Source organism: Idiomarina sp. UBA4206 (assembly GCF_002383015.1).
Classification (GTDB): Bacteria; Pseudomonadota; Gammaproteobacteria; order Enterobacterales; family Alteromonadaceae; genus Idiomarina; species Idiomarina abyssalis.
This window is the reverse complement of record NZ_DFTS01000033.1, coordinates 1-218: the sequence shown is the minus strand read 5'-3', so window position 1 is coordinate 218 and position 218 is coordinate 1. Positions and strand designations below refer to the sequence as shown.

The following is a 218-nucleotide window of genomic DNA, read 5'->3' as shown; positions in this document are numbered from 1 at the left end:
GACCCAGAGCCTTGTGACTACGCTATTACAGCAATCAAGACCTTACTGGATAAGGACATTCCAATATTTGGTATTTGTCTTGGACATCAATTGCTGGCCATCGCCAGTGGTGCGCGTTCAATGAAAATGAAGTTTGGCCACCATGGTGCGAACCATCCCGTACAAGATTTGACAACGAAGCGGGTTATGATCACCAGTCAGAACCATGGCTTTGCGGT

1 protein-coding gene is annotated in these 218 nt (G+C 47.2%); it reads left to right on the top strand.

Features of this window, described 5'->3' with window-relative positions:
- Positions 1 to 218, top strand: a 218-nt coding sequence (locus B3180_RS06935; protein ID WP_286843720.1) for a glutamine amidotransferase-related protein, incomplete at both ends; no start/stop codon positions are given.